This is a genomic window from Streptomyces sp. NPDC102402, from assembly GCF_044765765.1.
Classification (GTDB): Bacteria; Actinomycetota; Actinomycetes; order Streptomycetales; family Streptomycetaceae; genus Streptomyces.
The window spans coordinates 145,326-162,429 of record NZ_JBIWKR010000009.1 but is presented as its reverse complement, the minus strand read 5'-3'; the positions used below and the strand labels follow the sequence as shown (position 1 = coordinate 162,429).

At 71.2% G+C, this 17,104-nt stretch carries 17 protein-coding genes and 2 pseudogenes; 13 read left to right on the top strand and 6 right to left on the bottom strand.

Annotated elements, in window-relative coordinates:
• The first annotated feature begins 9 nt into the window (after window positions 1–9).
• Window positions 10–885, top strand: coding sequence for an acyl-CoA thioesterase II (locus tag ACIRJR_RS25320; RefSeq protein WP_277335207.1), 876 nt, complete (start codon window positions 10–12; stop codon window positions 883–885).
• A 24-nt stretch (window positions 886–909) separates the two neighbouring features.
• Here the strand turns inward: ACIRJR_RS25320 and ACIRJR_RS25315 are convergent.
• Window positions 910–1,131, bottom strand: a pseudogene (locus ACIRJR_RS25315) (DUF6011 domain-containing protein); the annotation flags it as partial.
• A gap of 58 nt (window positions 1,132–1,189) precedes the next feature.
• Between ACIRJR_RS25315 and ACIRJR_RS25310 the strand changes: the two are divergent.
• Window positions 1,190–1,864, top strand: coding sequence for a hypothetical protein (locus tag ACIRJR_RS25310; RefSeq protein ID WP_403784749.1), 675 nt, complete (start codon window positions 1,190–1,192; stop codon window positions 1,862–1,864).
• A gap of 63 nt (window positions 1,865–1,927) precedes the next feature.
• Here ACIRJR_RS25310 and ACIRJR_RS25305 read toward each other — a convergent pair whose 3' ends face one another.
• Window positions 1,928–3,007, bottom strand: coding sequence for a glycoside hydrolase family 15 protein (locus ACIRJR_RS25305; protein WP_403784561.1), 1,080 nt, complete (start codon window positions 3,005–3,007; stop codon window positions 1,928–1,930).
• Window positions 3,008–3,356: 349 nt separating this feature from the next.
• Window positions 3,357–3,743: pseudogene (locus ACIRJR_RS25300) on the bottom strand (trehalase-like domain-containing protein); the annotation flags it as partial.
• Between the two features lie 87 nt (window positions 3,744–3,830).
• On the opposite strand from ACIRJR_RS25300, the gene ACIRJR_RS25295 reads away from it, so the two are divergent.
• From ACIRJR_RS25295 to ACIRJR_RS25285, 3 genes are all read left to right on the top strand, one after another.
• The gene (locus ACIRJR_RS25295) at window positions 3,831–4,784 is read left to right on the top strand and encodes a DUF389 domain-containing protein (RefSeq protein WP_403784559.1); all 954 of its coding nucleotides are present in this window, start codon (window positions 3,831–3,833) and stop codon (window positions 4,782–4,784) included.
• Between the two features lie 115 nt (window positions 4,785–4,899).
• Window positions 4,900–6,330, top strand: coding sequence for a DUF2252 domain-containing protein (locus ACIRJR_RS25290; RefSeq protein WP_403784557.1), 1,431 nt, complete (start codon window positions 4,900–4,902; stop codon window positions 6,328–6,330).
• A gap of 131 nt (window positions 6,331–6,461) precedes the next feature.
• Window positions 6,462–7,796, top strand: coding sequence for a chloride channel protein (locus tag ACIRJR_RS25285; RefSeq protein WP_403784555.1), 1,335 nt, complete (start codon window positions 6,462–6,464; stop codon window positions 7,794–7,796).
• Here the strand turns inward: ACIRJR_RS25285 and ACIRJR_RS25280 are convergent.
• Window positions 7,750–8,187: a hypothetical protein gene (locus tag ACIRJR_RS25280; RefSeq protein ID WP_403784553.1), complete on the bottom strand. Its 438-nt coding sequence runs from the start codon at window positions 8,185–8,187 to the stop codon at window positions 7,750–7,752. The genes ACIRJR_RS25285 and ACIRJR_RS25280 overlap by 47 nt on opposite strands.
• Before the next feature lie 135 nt (window positions 8,188–8,322).
• Here ACIRJR_RS25280 and ACIRJR_RS25275 point away from each other — a divergent pair, with 135 nt between their 5' ends.
• The 3 genes from ACIRJR_RS25275 to ACIRJR_RS25265 are packed head-to-tail and all read left to right on the top strand — an operon-like array spanning window position 8,323 to window position 9,988.
• Complete coding sequence (locus tag ACIRJR_RS25275) at window positions 8,323–8,898, top strand: helix-turn-helix domain-containing protein (protein WP_403784551.1); 576 nt, start codon at window positions 8,323–8,325, stop codon at window positions 8,896–8,898.
• Between the two features lie 18 nt (window positions 8,899–8,916).
• Window positions 8,917–9,468: a GNAT family N-acetyltransferase gene (locus ACIRJR_RS25270; RefSeq protein ID WP_403784549.1), complete on the top strand. Its 552-nt coding sequence runs from the start codon at window positions 8,917–8,919 to the stop codon at window positions 9,466–9,468.
• Window positions 9,469–9,499: 31 nt separating this feature from the next.
• Window positions 9,500–9,988, top strand: coding sequence for a glutathione peroxidase (locus ACIRJR_RS25265; protein ID WP_403784547.1), 489 nt, complete (start codon window positions 9,500–9,502; stop codon window positions 9,986–9,988).
• Between the two features lie 64 nt (window positions 9,989–10,052).
• Here the strand turns inward: ACIRJR_RS25265 and ACIRJR_RS25260 are convergent, their stop codons facing one another.
• Window positions 10,053–11,279 (bottom strand): acyl-CoA dehydrogenase family protein, encoded by a 1,227-nt coding sequence (locus ACIRJR_RS25260; RefSeq protein ID WP_403784545.1) that lies wholly within the window; start codon window positions 11,277–11,279, stop codon window positions 10,053–10,055.
• Window positions 11,280–11,452: 173 nt separating this feature from the next.
• Between ACIRJR_RS25260 and ACIRJR_RS25255 the strand changes: the two genes are divergently transcribed.
• Window positions 11,453–12,103, top strand: coding sequence for a TetR family transcriptional regulator (locus ACIRJR_RS25255; protein ID WP_403784543.1), 651 nt, complete (start codon window positions 11,453–11,455; stop codon window positions 12,101–12,103).
• Between the two features lie 17 nt (window positions 12,104–12,120).
• Here the strand turns inward: ACIRJR_RS25255 and def are convergent, their stop codons facing one another.
• The gene (gene def, locus ACIRJR_RS25250) at window positions 12,121–12,672 is read right to left on the bottom strand and encodes a peptide deformylase (RefSeq protein WP_403784541.1); all 552 of its coding nucleotides are present in this window, start codon (window positions 12,670–12,672) and stop codon (window positions 12,121–12,123) included.
• A 114-nt stretch (window positions 12,673–12,786) separates the two neighbouring features.
• On the opposite strand from def, the gene ACIRJR_RS25245 reads away from it, so the two are divergent.
• From ACIRJR_RS25245 to ACIRJR_RS25230, 4 genes are all read left to right on the top strand, one after another.
• Complete coding sequence (locus ACIRJR_RS25245) at window positions 12,787–14,025, top strand: MurT ligase domain-containing protein (RefSeq protein WP_403784539.1); 1,239 nt, start codon at window positions 12,787–12,789, stop codon at window positions 14,023–14,025.
• A 34-nt stretch (window positions 14,026–14,059) separates the two neighbouring features.
• Entirely contained in the window at window positions 14,060–14,788 is a 729-nt protein-coding gene (locus ACIRJR_RS25240; protein WP_391775748.1) for a type 1 glutamine amidotransferase, read from the top strand.
• Window positions 14,789–14,976: 188 nt separating this feature from the next.
• Window positions 14,977–16,002: a 6-phosphofructokinase gene (locus ACIRJR_RS25235; RefSeq protein ID WP_403784537.1), complete on the top strand. Its 1,026-nt coding sequence runs from the start codon at window positions 14,977–14,979 to the stop codon at window positions 16,000–16,002.
• Window positions 16,003–16,113: 111 nt separating this feature from the next.
• On the top strand, window positions 16,114–17,064 hold the full coding sequence (locus ACIRJR_RS25230) for a cytochrome c oxidase assembly protein (protein WP_403784535.1): 951 nt from the start codon (window positions 16,114–16,116) through the stop codon (window positions 17,062–17,064).
• Window positions 17,065–17,104 lie beyond the last annotated feature (40 nt).

Sequence of the window (17,104 nt, the reverse complement as noted above, 5' to 3'; positions counted from 1 at the left end):
AAGAACCGCATGACGAACCCCGCCGACAGCCTGGTCGATCTGCTCGACCTGGAGCGGATCGAGGTCAACATCTTCCGCGGCCGCAGCCCCGAGGAGTCCCTGCAACGGGTCTTCGGCGGGCAGGTCGCGGGCCAGGCCCTGGTCGCGGCCGGCCGCACCACGGACGGGGACCGTCCGGTGCACTCGCTGCACGCGTACTTCCTGCGGCCCGGGCGCCCAGGCGTCCCGATCGTGTACGACGTGGAGCGGGTGAGGGACGGCCGTTCCTTCACCACGCGCCGGGTCACGGCCGTGCAGCAGGGCCGGACGATCTTCAACCTGACGGCGTCCTTCCACCGTCCGGAGGAGGCCGGCTTCGAGCACCAGCTGCCGCCGGCCCGTGTCGTGCCCGATCCGGACGAGCTGCCGACCGTCGCCGACGAGGTGCGCGAGCACCTGGGCGGCCTGCCGGAGGCGCTGGAGCGGATGGCGCGGCGCCAGCCGTTCGACATCCGCTACGTCGACCGGCTGCGCTGGACGCGGGAGGAGATCAAGGACGCGGACCCGCGGAGCGCGGTGTGGATGCGCGCGGTCGGCCCGCTGGGCGACGACCCGCTCGTCCACACGTGCGCCCTGACGTACGCGAGCGACATGACGCTGCTGGACGCGGTACGGATCCCGGTCGAGCCGCTGTGGGGACCGCGCGGCTTCGACATGGCCTCGCTGGACCACGCCATGTGGTTCCACCGGCCGTTCCGCGCGGACGAGTGGTTCCTCTACGACCAGGAGTCACCGATCGCCACGGGTGGCCGCGGGCTGGCCAGGGGGCGGATCTACGACCGTCAGGGGCAGCTGCTGGTGTCCGTGGTGCAGGAGGGGCTCTTCCGCCGGCTCGACGGCGCGTAGCGGGGGCGTCCGGGCCGGCCAGAGGCCGGGCAACGGCTCCTGGTCGACCTCATGGCGGCGGCTCCGGATGTCCGGCCCCGGCGGATGCAGTTTGGCGTCGCAGGAGGGGCCGAGCCCGGTCCGCCGTGACTCCGTGCCGGTGAGAGGGCGTCCGCACAGGGCGCAGCGCACCGGACGCCGGCCGGCCGGCTGTGCCGGACCGGTCCGCGGTTCGGGAAAATCTGGGAAGGGCTCGGGGGACTCCACGGGAGGATCCTCTCAAGCCGGTATGACAGAAGGCGAAGGAGACCGGCCGTTGACCACTGTGCTGAGTATGGGACCCGCTCCCCTGGAACTGGTGGCGGCGGCCGGGGCCGGGCAGCCCGCTCCGGTCGCCCACCTGGTGCGGTGCGCGGTCCCCGGCACGGTGCCGGCGTACGTCGAGCGTGAACTGCCGCCGGGCGGGATATCCGCCTACCGGGCGGCGCGGGGCGACGGGACGCGCTCCTTCGTCCTGTGGGCGGACGAGCACCGCCGGGAGCGGCTGGCCACGCTGGTGACCGTGTCGGCAGGCGGCGGTGTCTCCACGTACCAGGTGCTGGGGGCACACGGCGAGCTCATCGGCACGGTCGTCCGGGAGAAGGCGTTCCGGGGCAGAGGGCTGCGGACCCGCTGGACGGTGACTCCTTCGGGCGGCCGGGAGGCGGTGGGCCTCAAGGGGCGGATCCTCTGGTGGGGCGTGTGGTGGCTGCTCCTTCCCCTGCAGACGCTGATCGTCGTGCTGAGCCTGCTCGGCGGTGACGGTGACGCGGCGCGCGGGCCCCGGCGCATCGTGTGGCGTGCCGGCGGAGAGGCGCCGCTGGAGTTCAGGTCGAAGGACGACGCTCTGCTCGTGCACGCGCAGGGGTACGACCTGCGGCTGGCTGCGGCGGTCCTCGCCGTGGTGCGCACCTTCGACAGCTCGCTGCTCGGCTCGGAGTGGGACGACAAGAAGGAGTGAAGGTCAGTCCCGCTGCCGGTCGAGTGCCTCGTCGAGGGTCCGGGCCGCGGTGATGAGTGAAGGTCAGTCCCGCTGCCGGTCGAGTGCCTCGTCGAGGGTCCGGGCCGCGGTGATGAGGGACAGGTGCGTGAACGCCTGGGGGAAGTTGCCGAGTTGCTCGCCGCTGGGGCCGATCTCCTCGGCGAAGAGGCCGACGTGGTTGGCGTACGTGAGCATCTTCTCGAACATGTAGCGCGCGGGCCGCAGTCGCCCGGCGCGGGCCAGGGCGTCGACGTAGAGGAACGTGCAGAGGCTGAACGTGCCCTCCGAGCCGCGCAGGCCGTCCGGGGACGCGGCGGGGTCGTAGCGGTAGACCAGGCTGTCGGAGACGAGGGTCTCGTCGATCGCGTCCAGCGTGGACAGCCAGCTCGGGTCCTTGGGGGCGAGGAAGCCCACCCGGGGCATCAGCAGGAGCGACGCGTCCAGGACATGGCCGCCGTAGTGCTGGACGTAGGCCTGTTCCCGTTCGCTCCAGCCGCGTTCCATGACCTGCTCCAGGATGGTGTCCCTGGCCCGGGTCCAGCGGGCGGTGTCGGCCGGCCTGCTGAAGGCGGCGGCCAGACCCAGCCCGCGGTCGAAGGCCGCCCAGCACATCACGCGGCTGTACGTGAAGTCCTTGCGGCCGCCGCGGGTCTCCCAGATGCCCTCGTCCGGGCGGTCCCAGGAGTCGGCGAGCCAGTCCAGCACACGGGAGACCTTCTTCCATCCCCGGTAGCCGGCCTGGACGCCGACCTCGCGCCCTTCGGACAGCGCGTAGAGGGCCTCTCCGTAGATGTCGAGCTGGAGCTGGCCCGAGGCCGCGTTGCCGAGGCGCACGGGGTGCGATCCCCGGTAGCCCTCCAGGTGGTCGAGAAGCTCTTCCGTCAGCAGGGGTTCCCCGTCGACGCGGTACATGATCTGCAGGGCCTCGCCGTCGATGTCCTGGTCCCCGAGGCGGGCACCCAGCCAGTGGGTGAAGGCGGTCGCCTCCTCCACGAATCCGAGGTCGAGCAGCGCCCGCACCGAGAGGGCTCCGTCCCGGACCCAGGTGTAAGCGGTAGTCCCAGTTGCGCTCGCCCCCCACCTGCTCGGGCAGCCCCGTGGTCGCCGCGGCGACGGGAGCACCGGTGGGGTGGTAGGTGAGGAGTTTGAGGGTGATGGCGGAACGGTTGACCATGTCGGACCACCGCCCCCGGTAGCGGGAGGTGCGCAGCCACTTCTGCCAGAAGTCGGCCGTCTCCCGGAGCTGTTCGGTGACGCTCCCGACGGTGGGAGGTGCCGGCAGGGTGTCGTCGGCGCCGCAGACGGTGAACACGACTGCCGCGACCTCGCCCGACCGCAGGGTGACCGTGCCCCGTACGTCGTGGCCCTCGCGCTCCAGCGGAAAGCCGGCGCTGAGGTGACCGGTGGCGCCTGCCGACCGGAATGTGGCTTCCCGCGGACGGAGTTCGAGCACGTGGGGCGCGCGGCCGTAGTCGAAACGCGGCCTGCACTCCATCGAGAACCGCACAGTGCCCCGCACCACGCGTACGGCCCGGAACAGCGTGTGCCGGCCGGTCGGCACGCCCGCGGTGACCGGGGCCATCCAGTCGAGCACCTCGCCCACACCGTCGGGGGACATGAACCGCGTGACGAGCACGGCGGTGTCCGGGTAGTAGAGCTGCCTGCGGGAGCAGTCCGGATCGTCGGGCGACAGCCGGAAGAAGCCCCCGCGGTCATGGTCGAGCAGGGCGGCGAAGACGCTCGGGGAGTCGAATCGGGGGGCGGTGAACCAGTCGACGACGCCCTCCGCCGAAACCAGCGCGCCCGTCTGCAGGTCGCCCACCAGACCGTGCGCCGCTATGGGAGGGTATCGGTCCATGACCGTCCAATCTCCGGCGTATGCCCACGAAGGCCACTATCCGGCAAACGCCTCCCGGCCGCTCCTCCAGCCCCGGGAGCGCTCCACATGGACATGATCCAGGTCCGCGCCGTCAGCCCGCCTGATCTCACCGGGCGGGTCGAGGAGCTCCTCGCCGCAAGCCCGTACGCCCTGAACCTGATCGTGCGGCGCGGTGCCGCGCGCAATCCCGACGGGGACTCCGTCTCGTGCGACGTGCTGACGGGAGCCGCGAACGAGATCCTCCACGGCCTGCGGGAGTTGGGCGTCGACGTGCGCGGATCCCTCGTCATCGCACCGATCGGGATGGCGTTCTCGGGGCAGGCCTCGCGGAAGGCGGCGCACGGTCTCGGGAAGATGGCCGGCGCACCGGTCTGGGAGCAGGTGGAGGCGCGTATCCGCTCGGAAGGGAGGTACGCGCCGAGTTTCTACCTCTACCTGGTCATCGCGGGCCTCATCGGCTCGGTCGGCATCGTGACGAACTCCCAGATCCTGATCGTCGGGGCGATGGTCGTCGGCCCGGAGTACGGGGCGATCGTCGCCGTCGCCCTGGGCATCGACAGAGGAGACCGGAGCATGATCCGCACCGGGCTGACCGCCCTGTGCACGGGCCTTCTGCTGACGATCGTGGTCACCTTCCTCTTCAGCCTGCTCATCCGCGGCTTCGGTCTCCAGTCGGAGGCGTTCGACCGGGGACTGCGGCCGGTCTCCAATCTGATCAACACCCCCAACTTCTTCTCCTTCGCCGTCGCGGGCCTGGCCGGTGTCGTCGGCATCGTGTCGCTGACGGAGGCCCGAACCAGTGCCCTGCTCGGGGTCTTCATCTCCGTCACGACCATCCCGGCGGCCGCGGCGATCAGCGTCTCGACGGCCTTCGGCAGCTGGTCCGAGGCGCGGGGGTCCCTCATCCAGCTCCTCGTCAACATCTCGGTGCTCATCGTCGTGGGCGCCGCCGCACTCAGGTGCCAGAGGGCGGTCTGGGGGCACGTGGCCCGCGGCCGGGCGCGGCACGGCGAAGCCTGAGCCCGCGCGGTCGCCACCGTCGCCGGGGCACGGCCGAGCGGCCGGAACCGGCGCGCCCCTGGATGATGGGAGAGAGGCCGCTCGGGCGGCCCCGCTCACAGCCAGGAGGGCCGCCATGCCCCAGGAACGCACCTCACCGCTCCGCGCCGTCCCGGGTGCGACACCACGAGAACGGGCCGCGCTCGGCAAGGCGGCACGCAAGCAGGCCCCCCGGTCCGGCCACGCGGTGTACGAGCCGGCGGCGGACCGCCCGGACCCGCTGGCCCTCCTGGAGGCCCAGTCGGCGGCACGGCTGCGGGAACTCGTCCCGATCCGGTACGGGCGCATGACGCAATCGCCGTTCCGCTTCTACCGCGGGGCGGCGGCGATCATGGCCTCCGACCTGGCGGGGACGCCGGACTCGGGCATCAGGGCCCAGCTGTGCGGCGACGCCCATCTCATGAACTTCAGGCTGCTCGCCTCGCCCGAGCGCAACCTGCTGTTCGACATCAACGACTTCGACGAGACCCTGCCGGGCCCCTGGGAGTGGGACCTCAAGCGGCTGGCCGCCAGTCTCGTCATCGCGGGGCGCGCCAACGGCTTCACGGACAAGGAGCGGGCCCGCATCGTGCGGGCGACCGTACGGTCGTACCGGGAGTCGATGATCCGGTTCGCGGAGATGCGCAATCTCGACGTCTGGTACACGAAGACGGATGCGGACCGCCTCAGGACCGTGGCCACGGACAGGCTCGCCGCCCAGGGCCGCAGACGGGTGGCCAGAGCGACGGCGAAGGCCCGTACCAGGGACAGCCTCCAGGCGTTCGGCAAGCTGACCGAGACATCCGGCGGCCGGCTCCGGATCGCCGCCGACCCTCCCCTGATCGTGCCGCTCGCGGATCTGCTGCCCGACGCCGAACGACTGGTCACCGAGGGCAGGTTGCGAAGGCTTCTGGAGCGCTACGGCCGCAGCCTCCCCACGGACCGCAGGGCGCTGCTCGCCGACTTCCGGCCCGTGGACATGGCCCGCAAGGTCGTCGGCGTGGGCAGCGTCGGGACGCGCTGCTGGATCATCCTCCTGCTGGGCAGGGACGGCGAGGACCCCCTCTTCCTCCAGGCCAAGGAGGCGGACACCTCGGTACTGGCACCGCACGCGGGGCCGAGCACCTACCGGAACCAGGGCCGAAGGGTGGTGGCCGGCCAGCGCCTGATGCAGGCGGCGGGCGACATCTTCCTGGGCTGGGAGCGGGTGGACGGCTTCGACGGGAAGCGCCGGGACTTCTACGTGCGCCAACTGCGCGACTGGAAGGGCGTCGTCGAACCGGAGCTGATGGTGCCGCGGGGCATGGGCGCCTTCGGGGAGCTGTGCGGGTCCACCCTGGCCCGCGCACACGCCCGGTCCGGCGACCGCGTCGCCATCGCGGCGTATCTGGGCCGGAGCGAGGTGTTCGACCGGGCGCTGGAGACGTTCGCCGAGCGGTACGCCGACCAGAACGAGCGGGACCACCGGGCGCTGATCGACGCGGTGGCGGCGGGCCGGCTGCCGGCCGCCGAGGAGGACCGCGGCTGACGCGGTCCCCGATTCACCACGTCTCGACAGCGGGTACATCGCAGACATAGTCAGACATCGTGGTATCACCGTGAGGAACCCGGCGGGGCGGTTCGACCCGGCCGGGACCCGACACCGAGGAGACCATGACCATGTCGGCCGAACCGGTCGCAGCACCCGGCACGGAGTCACCGGATCCGCTCACGGTGGTCCGCACCCGGGGGTACACGGTGCTCCTCGTCCTGGTCGCGATCCTCGGAGTCCCCATCTCCGCCGCGGCGTTCGGCTTCCTGGCGCTCGTCCACGAGATCCAGTCCCTGACCTACGAGAACCTCCCCCGCGCACTGGGTTTCCACGGCACGCCCTCCTGGTGGCCGGTGCCGCTGCTGGCCGTGGCGGGCCTGCTGACCGGCCTCACCATCCGCCACCTCCCCGGGACGGGCGGACACAGACCCGCCGAGGGGCTCTCGACCGGAGGGGCGCCGACGGCCGCGGAACTCCCCGGCGTGGCGCTCGCCGCCGTGGCCGCCCTCGGCCTCGGCGCGGTCCTCGGCCCCGAGGCCCCCCTCATCGCCCTGGGCGGAGGACTGGCCGTGTACGCCGCGCGGCTGCTGAAGCCCGGCATCGCACCGAGCGCGGGCGCCATGGTGGCCGCGGCGGGCAGCTTCGCCGCCGTGAGCGCCCTGCTCGGATCACCGCTGCTCGGCGCCTTCCTCTTGATGGAGGCGTCCGGCCTGGCCGGGATGACGCTCGGCCTCGTCCTCGTGCCGGGGCTGCTGGCCTCGGGCATCGGGTCGCTCATCTTCGTCGGCCTGGGGTCGTGGACCGGACTGGGGACGTACTCCCTGACCCTCCCCCACGTGCCGCACACCCCCCAGCCCACGTTCGCCGAGTTCGGATGGGCCGTCGCACTGGGGGCGGCCGCGGCACTCGCCGGCACCGGCCTCAAGAGGCTGTCGCTCTCCCTGCAGGGGCTCGTCGAGCAGCGGCGGGTGATCACGACCGTGGCGATGGGCCTGGCGGTCGGCGTGCTGGCGCTGCTCTACGCCGAGAGCACGGGGAGGGAGGCGTCCGAGGTGCTCTACTCGGGTCAGGACGACCTGGGCGGCCTGCTCGCCGAGGACGCGACGTACACCGTCGCCACACTCCTCGTGCTGATCCTCTGCAAGGCGCTCGCGTACTCCGCGTCCCTGGGTGCGTTCAGGGGCGGCCCGATCTTCCCGGCGATGTTCCTCGGGGCGGCGGCCGGGCTGGTGCTGTCGCACCTGCCCGGCCTGAACGCGACCTCGGGCTTCGCGATGGGCATCGGCGCCATGTGTGTGGCGATGCTCAGGCTGCCGATGACGTCGGTACTGCTGGCCACGCTGCTGCTGGGGACGGAGGGCATCACCGTGATGCCGCTCGTGATCGTCTCCGTGGTGGTGTCCTACGTCCTGGTGCTCAGGCTCGAGCGCCCTGGTGCGACCCCGAGCACAGCGCCCAGATGACGAAGACGTTGACCGCGATGAGGACGATGGACCAGAAGGGGTAGTACGGGAGCCAGAGGAAGTTGGCCAGCGCGAGGAGTCCGGCGAGGACGACGCCGACGCCGCGTGCCCACAGCGCTCCGCTGAACAGCACCGCGCAGCCGGCGACCACGACGACGATGCCGAGGATGAGGTGTACCCAGCCCCAGCCGGTCAGGCTGAACTGGAACACGTAGTCGCTGGTCGAGACGAACAGGTCGTCCTTGGCGATGGCGGCGATCCCCTCGAAGACCGCCATGGCGCCACCGAAGATCATCATCACGCCCGCGAAGACGGCCCGGCCGGACGGAGCCGCCTTGCGCGCTCCGGCGGAGTCGTGGTCCGTCCGCATCCCACTCGTACTTCCAGCCATGCCGACCTCCTCGTTCAGGGTGCGACTCAAGCCGCGAAACGGCTCATATCCCGCCCATCAGCCTGACACGCCATCACCCGGTCAGCACGTGGACCACCTTGACCTTCATCTCTGCACAGGAATAATATCCCAGATATGAGAGACGAGGAGGCTCCGGACACCGTCGACGACCGCCTCGCGGCGCGGCTGGGCGCGCTTCGCACCGAACGCGGCTGGTCCCTGGACGAGCTGTCCCGCCGTACCGAGGTGAGCCGCTCGACCCTGTCCAGGCTGGAGCGGGGGGAGCTGAGCCCGACCACCGCCGTGCTCGGGCAGCTCTGCACCGCGTACGGCCGGACGATGTCCCGGCTGCTGATGGAGGTGGAGGCGGAGCCGCCCCAACTGGTCCCAGCCGCACGGCAGACGGTCTGGCGGGACGAGCGAGCCGGCTTCGTACGCCGCTCCGTGTCGCCGCCGCACGCCGGGCTGCGCGCCGAGGTCGTCGAGGCCACGCTCGACGCCGGCTCCGACATCGCTTACGAGAACGCACCCGTGCCCGGTGTGGAGCAGCACATCTGGGTGCTCGAAGGCACGGTCGAGGTCACCGTCGACGGCACCGTGCACACCGTGCGCGGGGGCGACTGCCTGCGCTTCCGGCTGCGCGGTCCCTCCCACTTCCACTGCCCGGGCCCCGAACGGGTCCGATACGCACTGATGATCGTCCTGCCGTGAAGTGAAAGGACCCTCCCCATGACCGAGATCGTCCCCGTGTCCGGCCCCGGACTGGTCACGTACGCCGATGAACTCGCCGCCCTGCTGATCGAGGCGGTGGAGGGCGGGTCGTCCGTCGGATTCCTCGCCCCGCTGGACCGGACCGCGGCCGCCGACTGGTGGCGCGGACGGGCCGCCGCGGTCGAGACGGGGAGCCAGCAGATCTGGATCGCCCGTGACGACGAGCGGGTGGTGGGCACGATCACCCTCGTCAGGACGGCACTGCCCAACGCACGCCACCGCGCGGAGGTCGCCAAGCTCATGGTCAGGCCGTCGGCCCGCGGCCGGGGCGTCGGCCGTGCGCTGCTCACGGAGGTCGAGGAGTTCGCGGCGGCCGAGGGGCTGACACTGCTGGTCCTGGACACCGAGACGGGAAGCGACGCCGAGGCGCTCTACCGCTCGGCGGGCTGGACGCCGTGCGGCTCCGTCCCGGATTACGCGGCCGACCCGTACGGCACGCTCAGGGCGACCACCTTCTACCACCGGAAGCTCGGCCCCCTGCACGCCGCCCAGGAGGGGCCGTCACAATGAGGGTGACGCCACGCCACCGAGGAGACATCACATGACGCTGCATGACATCCCGCTCCGCACGCTCACCGGCGAACCGACCACGCTGGGGGCCTACGAGGGCTCGGCGGTCCTCCTGGTGAACGTCGCGTCCAAGTGCGGGCTCACCCCTCAGTACGCCGGCCTGGAGAGGCTCCAGAAGGAGTACGGGGACCGGGGGTTCACCGTCCTCGGGGTGCCGTGCAACCAGTTCGCGGGCCAGGAGCCGGGGAGCGCCGAGGAGATCCAGACCTTCTGCTCGGCGACGTACGGGGTGAGCTTCCCGCTCCTGGAGAAGACCGACGTCAACGGTGAGCACCGGCACCCGCTGTACACGGAGCTGACCAAGCTCGACGACGCCGAGGGTGCGGCCGGTGACGTCCAGTGGAACTTCGAGAAGTTCCTCATCTCCCCGGCGGGCGAGCCGGTCGCCAGGATCCGCCCCCGCACCGAGCCGGAGGCCCCCGAGGTCGTCGCGCTGATCGAGGCCAGCCTGCCCCGGTAGCGGGGCAGGCGGCACGCGGGGCCGGACCGGCGTACGCGGCGTACGGTCCGGCCCCGCGGCACGGTCAGCGGATGGGCATCCCCGACAGGGTGCGGGCGATCACCAGACGCTGGATCTCGCTCGTACCCTCGAAGATCGTGTAGATCGCGGCATCCCTGTGCATGCGCTCGACCGGGTACTCCCGGGTGAAGCCGTTGCCTCCGAGGATCTGGACGGCCTGGGCGGTGACCTTCTTCGCCGTCTCGCTCGCGTAGAGCTTGGACATCGAGCCCTCGGCCGCGGTGAACGGCTTGCCGGCGCTCGCCATCCAGGAGGCGCGCCAGACGAGCAGCCGTGCGGCGTCGATCTGCGTCCGCATGTCGGCCAGCTGGAACGCGATGCCCTGGTTGTCGATGATGGGGCGGCCGAACTGGGTGCGGGTCTTCGCGTAGTCCAGGGCGACCTCGTATGCGGCGCGGGCGGTGCCGACCGCCATGGCGCCGACGGCGGGACGCGACGCCTCGAAGGTGGCCATCGCCGCGTTCTTGACACGCTCACCGCCGGACCTGGCGCGCTCCCGGGCACGGGCGAGGCGCTCGTCGAGCTTCTCCTTGCCGCCGAGCAGGCAGTGGCCGGGGACGCGGACGTCCTCGAGGACGACCTCGGCCGTGTGCGAGGCGCGGATTCCGTGCTTCTTGAACTTCTGGCCCTGCGAGAGGCCGGGAGTGGCCGGCGGGACGATGAAGGAGGCGTGCCCCTTCGAGCCCAGCTCCGGGTCGACGACGGCGACGACGACGTGGACGTTGGCGATTCCGCCGTTGGTCGCCCAGGTCTTGGTGCCGTTGAGCACCCACTCGTCCTTGGCCTCGTCGTACACCGCGCGGGTGCGCATCGAGGCCACGTCCGAGCCGGCATCGGGCTCGGAGGAACAGAAGGCGGCGACCTTCACGTCGTCGGCGTCCCCGTACATCTGGGGGATCCAGGTGCCGATCTGCTCCTCGGTGCCGTTGGCGAGCACGCCGACGGCCGCCAGGCCCGTGCCGACGATCGACAGCGCGATGCCGGCGTCGCCCCAGAAGAGCTCCTCCATGGCCATGGGGATACCCAGCCCCGTAGGGTCGAAGAACTGCTGGGCGTAGAAGTCGAGGGAGTAGATGCCGACCTTGGCCGCCTCCTGGATGACGGGCCAGGGCGTTTCCTCACGCTCGTCCCACTCCGAAGCGGCCGGCCGGATCACCTCGGCCGCGAATCCGTGCAGCCAGTCACGGACCTGCTTCTGGTCGTCGTTGAGCTCGAGCGTGAACTCGGCCATGGTTCCCTCCATGCACTTCCGGAAAACCCGTTACTAGCGGTAACAACAGTCTGTTACCAGCAAGTAGCTTCTGTCAACCGGCCCGCGACGGATCCGCGTGCGGCGGAGCAGGGTGTTACGTTGCCCGGGCGTGACGAGATCGCAGGACAGTTTGGCGGGGCGGGAGAAACGACATGGAGACCACAAGAGGGGCCGAACGGCAGCGGACAGCGGCCGAACGCCGCCGTCGTGAGCTGCTCGAAGCCGCGGACCGGGTGGTGCTCAGGGACGGCCCGCAGGCCTCGATGAACGCGATCGCCGCGGAGGCCGGGATCACCAAGCCCATCCTCTACCGGCACTTCGGCGACAAGGGCGGCCTCTACCGCGCGCTCGCCAAACGCCACACCGACGCCCTGCTGAGCGCCTTGCGGGCCGCACTCGACGCACCCTCCGGACGGCGCGAGCGGGTCGAGGCGACCCTGGACACCTACCTCGCCGCGATCGAGGCCCGCCCGCAGGTCTACCGCTTCCTGATGCATCCGTCCGAGGACGCCGCCCCCTCGCCGGAGCAGGGTTTCGACGTCGGCCGGCACTCGGCCCCGCTGCTGCGCCGCCTGGGCGAGGAGCTGGGCAAGGTGATCGTGGAGCGGGTCGACCTCGGCCCGGACAGTGAGCAGATGGCCCGCATCTGGGGCCACGGGATCGTCGGCATGATGCACGCGGCAGGCGACTGGTGGCTGGGTGACCGTCCGTGCTCACGCGAGCAGCTGGTACGCAGCCTCGCCGACCTGCTCTGGGGCAGGCTGGCCGAGGCGGGGGACCGGCCCGGCGGCCGGGGGTTCTGAGACCTCTCGGCTGCCGGTCAGGCGGTGCTCCCCCGCCCCCACGGCGCCCGGCGGGCCGCGCGCAGCGCCCTGGCGCGGCGCAGGCCGGTGAGCCGGTCCGTGTAGATCCGGCCGTCGAGGTGGTCGCACTCGTGCTGCAGGCAGCGGGCGAACCAGCCGGTGCCGGTGACCCGCACCGGCTCCCCCGTCACCGTCCGGCCCTCGACGACCGCGCGGTCGAAGCGCGGCGTGCCCGCCTCGAGCCCCGGAAGCGAGAGACAGCCCTCCGGTCCGCGTACGGTGATGCCGTCCGCCTCGACGAGTACCGGATTGACGAGATGGCCCAGGTGCCTGACCTCGTCGTCGTCCGGGCAGTCGTAGACGAGCACCTTGAGCGGGACGCCGACCTGGTTCGCGGCGAGCCCGACACCGTTCGCCGCGTACATGGTGGCGAACATGTCCTCCACCAGCCGGGCGAGCGACGGACCGAAGTCGGTGACGTCGTCGCACGGACTGTGGAGCACCGGGGCGCCGAACAGGCTCATGGCACGAACGCGTCCGGAACTGCCGGGGATCGGGCGGTTTCGCATGGGGAGAAGCGTACGTTCCACGTGACCTCCACGTTCCCCGTGGTGCCGAGGTGCGGGCGGCGGGCCGGACATCGATAGGCTGGGTGCGGACTTACGCAAGGAGGATCTAGGACGATGGCAGGCAACACGGAGCCGTTGTCGCCGCGGGCCAAGCTCGCCGTGACGGCGGGCAAGGCCGCGGCGGCGGTGTCGCGCGCTGCGGGGCGCGGCAGCGGATCGGTGATCGGCGGCCGGGTGGCGCTCAAGCTCGACCCCGACCTGCTCGGGCGGCTGGCGCAGCACCTGGACGTGATCCTCGTGTCGGCGACGAACGGCAAGACGACCACGACCCGGCTGATCGCGGAGGCACTCCGGGCCGCGGGCCCCGTCGTGTCGAACGCGCTCGGAGCCAACATGCCGGCAGGGATCACCTCCGCGCTGGCCGGTGGCTCGGACGCGCGGTACGGCGTGATCGAGGTCGACGAGAAGTACCTCGCCGGTGTGGCACGCGACACGACCCCGAAGGTGATCGCGCTGCTCAACCTCTCGCGCGACCAGCTGGACCGCGCGGCGGAGACCCGGATGATGGCCGAGCAGTGGCGTGAGGGCCTGTCGGGCTCCAAGGCCGTGATCGTGGCCAACGCCGACGACCCGCTGATCGTCTGGGCCGCCTCGTCGTCCCCCAACGTGGTGTGGGTCGCGGCGGGGCAGGCGTGGAAGGACGACGCCTGGTCCTGCCCGTCCTGCGGCGGTGTGATGCAGCGCCCCGGTGACGACTGGTTCTGCGGCGAGTGCGGTTTCCGCCGCCCCGCCCCGAGCTGGGCGCTGAACGGCGACTACGTCCTGGACCCGCACGGCTCGGCGTGGCCGATCCACCTGCAGCTTCCGGGCCGGGCCAACAAGGCCAACGCCACGAGCTCGGCCGCCGTGGCCGCCGTGTTCGGCGTGCCGCCGCAGGTCGCCCTGGAGCGCATGTACCAGGTGCAGGCCGTGGCGGGCCGCTACGACGTCGTCACCTTCCTCGGCCGTGAGCTCCGGCTCCTGCTGGCGAAGAACCCGGCCGGCTGGCTCGAGACGTTCTCCCTGATCGACCCGCCGCCCACCCCGGTGATCCTCTCGGTGAACGCCCGTGGCGCCGACGGCACGGACACCTCCTGGCTCTGGGACGTCGACTACACCCAGCTCTACGGTCACCCGATCTTCGTGCTGGGCGACCGCAAGCTGGACCTGGCGGTCCGGCTCGAGGTCGCCGGACTCGACTTCCGTGTCTGCGAGACCCTGGACGAGGCCGTCCAGATGTCTCCGCCCGGCCGCATCGAGGTCATCGCCAACTACACCGCCTTCCAGGATCTGCGCCGTCGTGTCGGCAACTGACCCCCGCGCGGGCAACCCCCGGAGAGGACGAAGCATGAGCAACAACAGCCTGCGGCTGGTGTGGGTCTACCCCGACCTCCTCAGCACCTACGGCGACCAGGGCAATGCCCTGGTGGTGGAGCGCCGGGCACGTCAGCGCGGTCTCGACGTGTCGCGCGTGGACGTGCGCAGCGACCAGCCCATCCCTACGTCGGGCGACATCTACCTGATCGGCGGCGGTGAGGACCGGCCGCAGCGTCTCGCCGCGGAACGCCTGCGCCGTGACGGCGGGCTGAGCAGGGCCGCGTCGAACGGCGCGATCATCTTCTCGGTCTGCGCGGGCTACCAGATCCTCGGCCACGAGTTCATCAACGACCTCGGCGAGCGCGAGCCCGGTCTCGGGCTGCTCGACGTCGTCTCGACCCGCGGCGAGGGTGCCCGGTGCGTCGGCGACGTCCTCGGGGACATCGACCCGAACCTCGGCCTGCCGCCGCTGACCGGTTTCGAGAACCACCAGGGCATCACCCATCTCGGCCCGGCGGCGCGCCCGTTCGCCCGGGTGCGGCTCGGCCGGGGCAACGGCACGGGGGACGGTACGGAGGGCGCGTACAACGACACCGTGTTCGGCACCTACATGCACGGGCCGGTCCTGGCGCGCAACCCGCTGATCGCGGACCTGCTGCTGAAGCTGGCCCTGGACGTGAACGCTCTGCCGCCGAGCGACGACCGGTGGTACGAGGCGCTGCGCGCCGAGCGGATCGCCGCGGCGACCCAGCCGGCCTGACCGCCGCACCGTACGGACCGGCCCCTCCCGAGGGGCCGGTCCGTACGTGTGTGGCCGGTGTACATCCGGCGGACGTCCAGCAGTCGGACACCGGGTACGGTCCGGCCACCCCGCGCCGGTAAGGTGGCGGGGATCCAACCGGACGACGTGGTCCGGCGTCGGCCCACGTTGCAAAGGTTTCCCGGGCAATGCGAATTGGTGTGCTCACCTCCGGCGGCGACTGCCCCGGCCTCAACGCCGTCATCCGTTCCGTCGTGCACCGCGCGGTGGTCGACCACGGCGACGAGGTCATCGGCTTCCACGACGGCTGGAAGGGCCTCCTCGAGTGCGACTACCGCAAGCTCGACCTCGACGCGGTCGGCGGCATCCTCGCCCGCGGCGGCACGATCCTCGGCTCGTCCCGTGTCCAGCCCGCGCATCTGCGTGACGGTGTGGAGCGCGCGAAGGGCCACGTCGCCGATCTCGGCCTGGACGCGATCATCCCGATCGGCGGCGAAGGCACGCTGAAGGCGGCGAACCTGCTCTCCGAGGCGGGGCTGCCCATCGTCGGTGTACCCAAGACCATCGACAACGACATCGCCTCCACCGATGTGACCTTCGGCTTCGACACGGCCGTCGGGGTCGCCACCGAGGCGCTGGACCGGCTGAAGACGACCGCCGAGTCGCACCAGCGGGTGCTGATCGTCGAGGTCATGGGGCGGCACACCGGGTGGATCGCACTCCACTCGGGCATGGCGGCCGGCGCGCACGCCATCGTCGTACCCGAGCGGCCCTTCGACATCGGCGAGCTGACCGAGCTGGTCGGCCGGCGCTTCTCGGACGGGAAGAAGTTCGCGATCGTCGTCGTCGCGGAGGGCGCCAAGCCCCGCGAGGGCTCGATGGAGTTCAGCCAGGGCAAGAAGGACATCTACGGTCACGAGCGCTTCGCCGGTGTGGCGACCCAGCTCTCCGGCGAGTTGGAGCACCGCCTCGGCAAGGAGGCCCGCCCGGTGATCCTCGGCCATGTGCAGCGAGGCGGCACCCCGACCGCGTACGACCGTGTGCTGGCCACACGCTTCGGCTGGCACGCGGTGGAGGCGGCTCACCGCGGTGAGTTCGGCATGATGACGGCGCTGCGCGGCACGGACATCACGATGGTCCCGCTGGCGGCCGCCGTGGAGACCCTCAAGACGGTCCCTGCCGAGCGCTACGCCGAGGCTCAGGTCGTGCTCTGACCGTCACGACACCCCATGGACCGCCCCCGGCCGCACCCGCGGCCGGGGGCGGTTCTAGTCTGGACCGGACAACCGGCACGAAACGGGGACGTCCCCAGCGGGAGTGAACAGATGGATCACAGCGGGCACGGCATGAACATGGATCTGCCGCCGTTCACGCTGGGACGCGGCCTCGAGTTCTCCGCGGACCCGTTCTTCCTGATCGGCTGCGTCGCGGCCCTCGCCCTCTACGGCTACGGGGTACTGAGGCTGCGCGGGCGGGGCGACGGCTGGCCGGTCCACCGGAGCGTGTTCTTCGTCCTCGGAGTGCTGTCCATCGTCCTGGTGATGTGCACGGGTCTCAACGACTACGGCATGGTCATGTTCAGCGTGCACATGGTGCAGCACATGGTGATCAGCATGGTGTCGCCGATCCTGCTGCTCCTGGGCGCCCCGGTGACGCTGGCGCTGCGGGCACTGCCGGTGGCGGGGCGGGGCCGCACGGGCCCGCGCGAACTGCTGCTCAAACTGCTCCACAGCCGCTACATGAAGATCGTCACGCACCCGGCCTTCACCATCCCGCTCTTCATCGCGAGCCTCTACGGGCTGTACTTCACCCCGCTGTTCGACTTCCTGATGGAGTCGAAGGCCGGCCACATCGCGATGATGGTGCACTTCCTGGCCGTCGGCCTGGTGTTCTTCTGGCCGATCATGGGCGTGGACCCCGGCCCGCACAGGCCCGGATACGTGATCAGGATGCTGGAGCTGTTCGCGGGCATGCCGTTCCACGCGTTCTTCGGGATCGCGCTGATGATGGCGACCCAGCCGATGGTGAAGGCGTACGAGAATCCGCCCGCCTCGCTCGGCATCGACGCGCTGGACGACCAGTCCGCCGCCGGTGGCATCGCCTGGGCGTTCAGCGAGATCCCGTCGGTGCTGGTACTGATCGCGCTGGTCTTCCAGTGGTACCGCTCCGAGCAGCGGACGGCCAAGCGCTCCGACCGGGCCGCGGACCGGGACGGCGACAAGGAGCTGAAGGCGTACAACGCCTATCTCGCGTCATTGCAGGCGCGCGGACAGTAGCGGCGGGCACGCTCAAGGGGTGACCATGGCTTCAACGGCC